Raw genomic sequence first — 5,549 nt, 5'->3', positions numbered from 1 at the left:
GTTAATCCCTTGGGCAATGCGAATCAACGAAGGGGAATTCACCCCCGCTTGTTTGACCCGCGCCTCGATCTCACTGGGGGGGATATTGAGCACCCGCGAGAGAATCCTCACCGTCTGCGGCCACTCCGGCTTTTTAGCAGCAAGGGGCCAGAGAAAGACGGAGTAGGAGAACTTATTTCCGGCCAAGATCCGCCCTTTGCGATCCAGAATCTTTCCCCGCTCCGGCGGTTTGGGAATCAGGCGAATGCGGTTTTCATCGGCCATCTGGCGGTTGCGATCGCCTTCAACAATTTGCAGGTAAGCCAAGCGACTGCCAATGCCCCCCAGCAAAAATACCGTCATGATTGAGAGCAACACCAAGACCCGACCCTGTTTGCCAACCCCGCGATCGTAGGCTGGGTAGGTGAGGGAACGAGTGGGGTGTGGTTTTAGCATTGCCATAGGCAGGAGGAGTTGATCACTGCGTCTATTCAATTGCCACTCTATCAGATGGGCTGAAACCAGCGTTGGAGAATTCCGATAACCTATAACCTAGAAGAAGTTGAAGTATTGCGGCTGCATGAAGCGATCGCGCCCCCGTCCCCAAGTCCAAGCCCCCAGTCAAAATCTGGACTCATTCCTCGATGTCCTCACGAATACTGTGGGGGTGATGATCTTCGTTTGCCTCTTTGCTAGCTTGACGGCAGCAGTATCTCCTGCTCTTGTGCGCACCCCCATTGCCCGCGAAACCCGCAAGGAGGTGTATTTCTTTGAGTGCCGCGAAAATCGCGTCCTGCCCCTTGAGGCAGATCAAGCCAGTGAGGCCATCGATCGCCACCTAAGGCACGTTAGTGACAACCCCTTTGCATCCCCCGATCAAATTCAGCAAGAACTGGCGTCCTTTCGCTACAGTACCCGCTACTACGATGTACGCCTGAGTCTGGTTCTCCAAGGAGAGAAACCCATTCTGCAAACCCGCTTTGAGCCCCGCGATCGCCTTGGTGGGGAGTTTTTCAACACGCTGGAAAAGCCCAGCTCCAACTTTCGCCGTGTTCTTGATCGCCTCTCACCAGCGCGGTATTCCTTGGTTTTCTTTGTGCGTCCCGATGGCTTTGATTGTTTTCGAGCTGCCCGTGGGATTGCTTGGCGCAGTGGTTTTGATGTGGGTTGGGAACCGATGGGGGAGGGGCGTCCCATTGTCTTTGTCAGTGGCGGTGGTCGCCGTGTTACTGTGCAGTAGCCACAAGGAGGGATGATGCTTGCCAAACGAATTTTGCCCTGTCTGGATGTGAAGGCGGGGCGGGTGGTCAAGGGGGTGAACTTTGTTAACCTGCGGGATGCTGGCGATCCCGTAGAACTGGCTCAGGCCTACAATGCAGCGGGTGCCGATGAACTGGTGTTTTTAGATATTACAGCTACCCATGAAGAGCGCAACATCCTCATTGATGTTGTCTATCGCACCGCGGATCAGGTGTTTATTCCCCTAACGGTGGGGGGTGGCATTCAGTCCCTGACGATGATCAAGGATCTATTGCGGGCCGGGGCAGATAAAGTCAGCCTGAATTCGGCGGCAGTGCGGCAACCTGATCTTGTGAATCGGGCCAGCGATCGCTTTGGTGCCCAATGTATTGTTGTTGCCATTGATGCTCGACGCGAAGCCCATTGTGCTCCTGACAATCCCCGCTGGCAAGTCTATGTGCGCGGCGGACGAGAAGCCACGGGTCTAGATGCCGTAGAGTGGGCCGTGGAAATGGCCAAGCGGGGCGCTGGGGAACTATTGGTGACCAGTATGGATGCCGATGGCACCCAGGCGGGCTATGACCTTGAATTGACGCGGGCGATCGCCGAGCGAGTGGAGATTCCTGTGATTGCCTCTGGGGGGGCAGGCACCTGTGAGCATATTCGCGCTGCCCTTGTGGAAGGGAAAGCAGAGGCGGCCCTCTTAGCCTCGCTCCTGCACTACGGCCAACTGACGATCGCTCAGATCAAGGACTATCTACATCAGCACCAAGTGCCCGTGCGCCAAGCAGAACCCCTCCCTCAACCAGCCAGAGAGGGGCTAGGGCATTCAGCTAGAACGGCCATGTCCAGTGGCTAAACTCTGGCTTGTCCACACCATACTCGTAGGCATAGCTGCGGGCGGCAATTTGCATGTTGCGGAATTTTTCCTTGGCATGGGCACCCGCCACCTGAAGTTCAGGGAGGCGATCGATGGCATCAATGGCCAGACTAAAGCGATCAATCTCATTATTGATGGCCAATTCTAAGGGGGTGTTGATGTTGCCCTTTTCCTTGTAGCCCCGCACGTGCAAGTTACGGTGATTGTGGCGGCGGTAGGCAAGGCGGTGAATTAACCACGGGTAGCCATGGAAGTTAAAGATAATCGGGCGATCGAGGGTAAATAGGCTATCAAAGTCGCGATCGCTCAGACCATGGGGGTGTTCGGTTTCCGGTTGCAGCTTAAAGAGATCCACCACATTAATGTAGCGAATCTTGAGCTCCGGAAACTCCTGCCGTAGGAGGGCGATCGCCGCCAACGCCTCTTGGGTGGGAATATCGCCAGCGCTAGCCATGACCAGATCCGGCTCGTAGCCTTGATCGTTGCTGGCCCAGTCCCAAATGCCCACACCTTTCGTGCAGTGGATAATGGCCTGATCCATCGTCAGGTACTGCAAGTGGCGCTGCTTGTCTGAAACAATCACGTTTACATAATTTTTGCTTCGCAGGCAGTGATCTGCCACCGACAGCAGCGAATTCACATCGGGAGGCAGGTAAATGCGGGTCACCTTGGCACTCTTGTTGCAGACAATATCCAGAAATCCTGGATCCTGGTGAGTGAAGCCATTGTGATCCTGCCGCCACACCGTTGAGGTAATCAGCAAGTTCAAAGAGGAAATATCTGCCCGCCACGACAGTTCATTGCAAATGCTCAACCACTTGGCATACTGGTTGAACATCGAATCAATCACATGGACAAACGCCTCATAGGTGGCGAAAAAGCCATGGCGACCCGTGAGCAGATAGCCCTCCAGCATCCCCTCCAGCGTGTGCTCGCTCAGCATTTCAATGACGCGCCCCTCCGGGGACAGCTCACCGCCATCGGCATCCTCATCAAAATACTCGGCAATCCAAAACTTTTTGCTGGCCTCATAAACCGCATTGAGCTTATTTGAGGTGGTTTCATCGGGACCAAAGATGCGAAAATTCGTGGGGTTGTTGCGCATGACATCCCGCAGAAAGACCCCCAAGGGACGGGTATTTTCCGCCTCGATTTGCCCCGGCTTGTCAAATGTAAGACCGTATTGACGAAAATCAGGCATTTTCAAATCTTTGCGCAAGAGCCCACCATTGGCGTGGGGATTCATGCCCATGCGGTAGTGACCCGTGGGCGCCAAAGCCTTGAGGTCAGGACGCAGGGTGCCATTTTCATCAAAGAGTTCCTCAGGGCGGTAGCTGCGCAGCCAGTTTTCCAAAAGCTGGAGATTTTCGGGATTGGTGTGCACATCCGCCAGCGGAACTTGGTGCGATCGCCACGACCCCTCGATCCTATGGCCGTTAACTGCTGCCGGGCCAGTCCAACCCTTGGGAGTGCGCAGGATAATCATCGGCCAACGGGGAAGGGTGGTCACACCCTCCTCACGGGCGGCCCGCTGAATCTCCTTGATTTTGGTTAAACAGTCGTCCAAGGTTGCTGCCATTGCTTGGTGCATAGAGGGGCGATCGGAGCCCTCCACAAAACAGGGCTCATAGCCCAAGCCGCGGAAGTAGCTTGCCAAATCTTGATGGGAAATGCGCGCTAGAATAGTGGGATTGTTAATCTTGTAGCCATTCAAGTTCAAAATAGGCAGTACTGCCCCATCCCGTGCCGGGTTCAGAAACTTATTGATGTGCCACGAGGTCGCCAAGGGGCCTGTTTCTGCTTCACCATCGCCGACAACCGCTGCCACAATCAAGTCTGGATTATCGAAGGCCGCCCCACAGGCATGGGAGAGCACATACCCCAGCTCTCCCCCTTCGTGAATTGAGCCGGGGGTTTCGGGGGTGCAGTGACTACCAATGCCGCCGGGAAAGGAAAACTGCTTAAAGAATTTTTTGAGACCGGCGGCATCCTCACTGATGTTGGGGTAAATCTCGCTGTAGCTACCCTCAAGGTAAACTGGCGCCAACACGCCTGGGGCACCATGACCCGGTCCTGCTAAAAAAATAACCTCCTGTTGATACTTTTTGATAATGCGGTTGAGATGCAAATAGCAAAAGGCCAAGCCAGGACTGGAGCCCCAGTGACCGAGAAGACGTTTTTTAATGTGTTCAGGCTTGAGAGGTTCCCTAAGCAGGGGGTTATCCAGCAAATAGATCATGCCCGCTGCTAAATAGTTACAGGCGCGGAAGAAGGCATCCATGGCCTCAACTTCAGCAGCACTCAGTGGCTGTCCTTGAATTGTGGCGCGAGCAAGACCAAAAGCATGGATATCCTCGGTGAGTGGGGTGGGACAGGGAGGAGAGCTGACCATATAAAGTCCTCGTCAAGTCAGTATGGGTCCTTAGAAAATCAACCTCGACGCTATGGATCAAAGTTGAGCGGCCTGTAAGAAGGGCCGTAGGTCCCCAACAGTCCCATCCTAGGACCTCAAAAGGAAGCAACCAGCAAATGGGCTAAATTTTTTAATTATCCACTTAATTATCCATTCGGCCACTGCTGGTTCTTGATGGCAACGCTGAGCAGTCAGCTAGCCCTCGTGAAAAGGATATTCAAACGTCATGAATCCCCAAATAAAATCAAAGCAACGTATAGCCGATTACGGTGAAGTTCTGACGCCGCGGCCCATTGTCAATGCCATGCTCGATTTGGTGAAGCAGGAAACTGAGCGGATTGACTCGCGTTTTCTGGAACCGGCCTGCGGGACAGGCAACTTTCTCACGGAAATTCTAGAACGTAAGTTAAAAGTCGTTGAGAAGCGCTACGGCAAGAGCCAATTGGAATACGAGCGCTACGCCGTCCTGGCCGTTTCGTCCCTCTACGGGATCGAGATTCTGGAAGACAACGCCCAGGAGTGCCGCCAAAGGCTGTTTGCGGTTTTCGATGAAGCCTACACGCGGCTTTTCAAGGAAAAAACCAAGGAGCAGTGCCGCGAAACGGCGCGCTATATTCTCAAGCGAAATATCGTGCATGGAGATGCCCTTTCCCTAAGAACTGTGGGTGAAAATCCGCAGCCAATCGTTTTTCCCGAATGGTCGCTGGTCAACGGCAGTCTGCTCAAGCGGCGTGACTTTGCCTTCCATGAGTTGGTGAATCATAGCGCGATGCGAGAATTACCCCTCTTCTCCGACCAAGGCGAGGAGGTGTTCATTCCTGAGCCGGTGAAGGACTATCCGCCGGTTCATTTCCTGGAGGTGGCCCATGTCTATGATGACTAATTACAACCCGGACGTGCTCTCCTGCCTGGCTAACCTCTCCAGCGATGAGGTGTTCACGCCGCCGCAACTGGCTAACCAGATGCTGGACCTGCTGCAACGGTGTCAGGTTAGCTCGTCGGTGGTGAAGGGGCTGGTGCAAAAAGGCTGGGTGGTGG

4 protein-coding genes and 1 pseudogene are annotated in these 5,549 nt (G+C 54.2%); 3 read left to right on the top strand and 2 right to left on the bottom strand.

Annotated elements, in window-relative coordinates; translation table 11 throughout:
• Positions 1-474 (bottom strand): annotated as a pseudogene (locus tag H8Q75_RS06400) (penicillin-binding protein 2); the annotation flags it as partial.
• 85 nt (positions 475-559) lie between these two features.
• On the opposite strand from H8Q75_RS06400, the gene H8Q75_RS06395 reads away from it, so the two are divergent.
• Together H8Q75_RS06395 and hisF are read left to right on the top strand one after the other, a co-directional pair.
• A complete protein-coding gene (locus H8Q75_RS06395; RefSeq protein ID WP_024124488.1) occupies positions 560-1,219 on the top strand; it encodes a hypothetical protein in 660 nt (219 codons plus the stop codon).
• 15 nt (positions 1,220-1,234) lie between these two features.
• Positions 1,235-2,077 (top strand): imidazole glycerol phosphate synthase subunit HisF, encoded by an 843-nt coding sequence (hisF, locus tag H8Q75_RS06390; RefSeq protein ID WP_297040937.1) that lies wholly within the window; start codon positions 1,235-1,237, stop codon positions 2,075-2,077.
• On the opposite strand, the gene H8Q75_RS06385 is transcribed toward hisF, so the two are convergent.
• A complete protein-coding gene (locus H8Q75_RS06385) occupies positions 2,052-4,490 on the bottom strand; it encodes a phosphoketolase family protein (protein ID WP_024124489.1) in 2,439 nt (812 codons plus the stop codon). The two genes, hisF and H8Q75_RS06385, sit on opposite strands and share 26 nt — an antisense overlap.
• 247 nt (positions 4,491-4,737) lie before the next feature.
• Here H8Q75_RS06385 and H8Q75_RS06380 point away from each other — a divergent pair, with 247 nt between their 5' ends.
• Positions 4,738-5,394 (top strand): DNA methyltransferase, encoded by a 657-nt coding sequence (locus tag H8Q75_RS06380; protein ID WP_297040936.1) that lies wholly within the window; start codon positions 4,738-4,740, stop codon positions 5,392-5,394.
• Positions 5,395-5,549 lie beyond the last annotated feature (155 nt).

It is taken from the genome of Thermosynechococcus sp. OHK43 (assembly GCF_014466085.1).
Classification (GTDB): Bacteria; Cyanobacteriota; Cyanobacteriia; order Thermosynechococcales; family Thermosynechococcaceae; genus Thermosynechococcus.
Note: the sequence above shows the minus strand (reverse complement) of the source record. Positions and strands in the feature narration are given on the sequence as shown.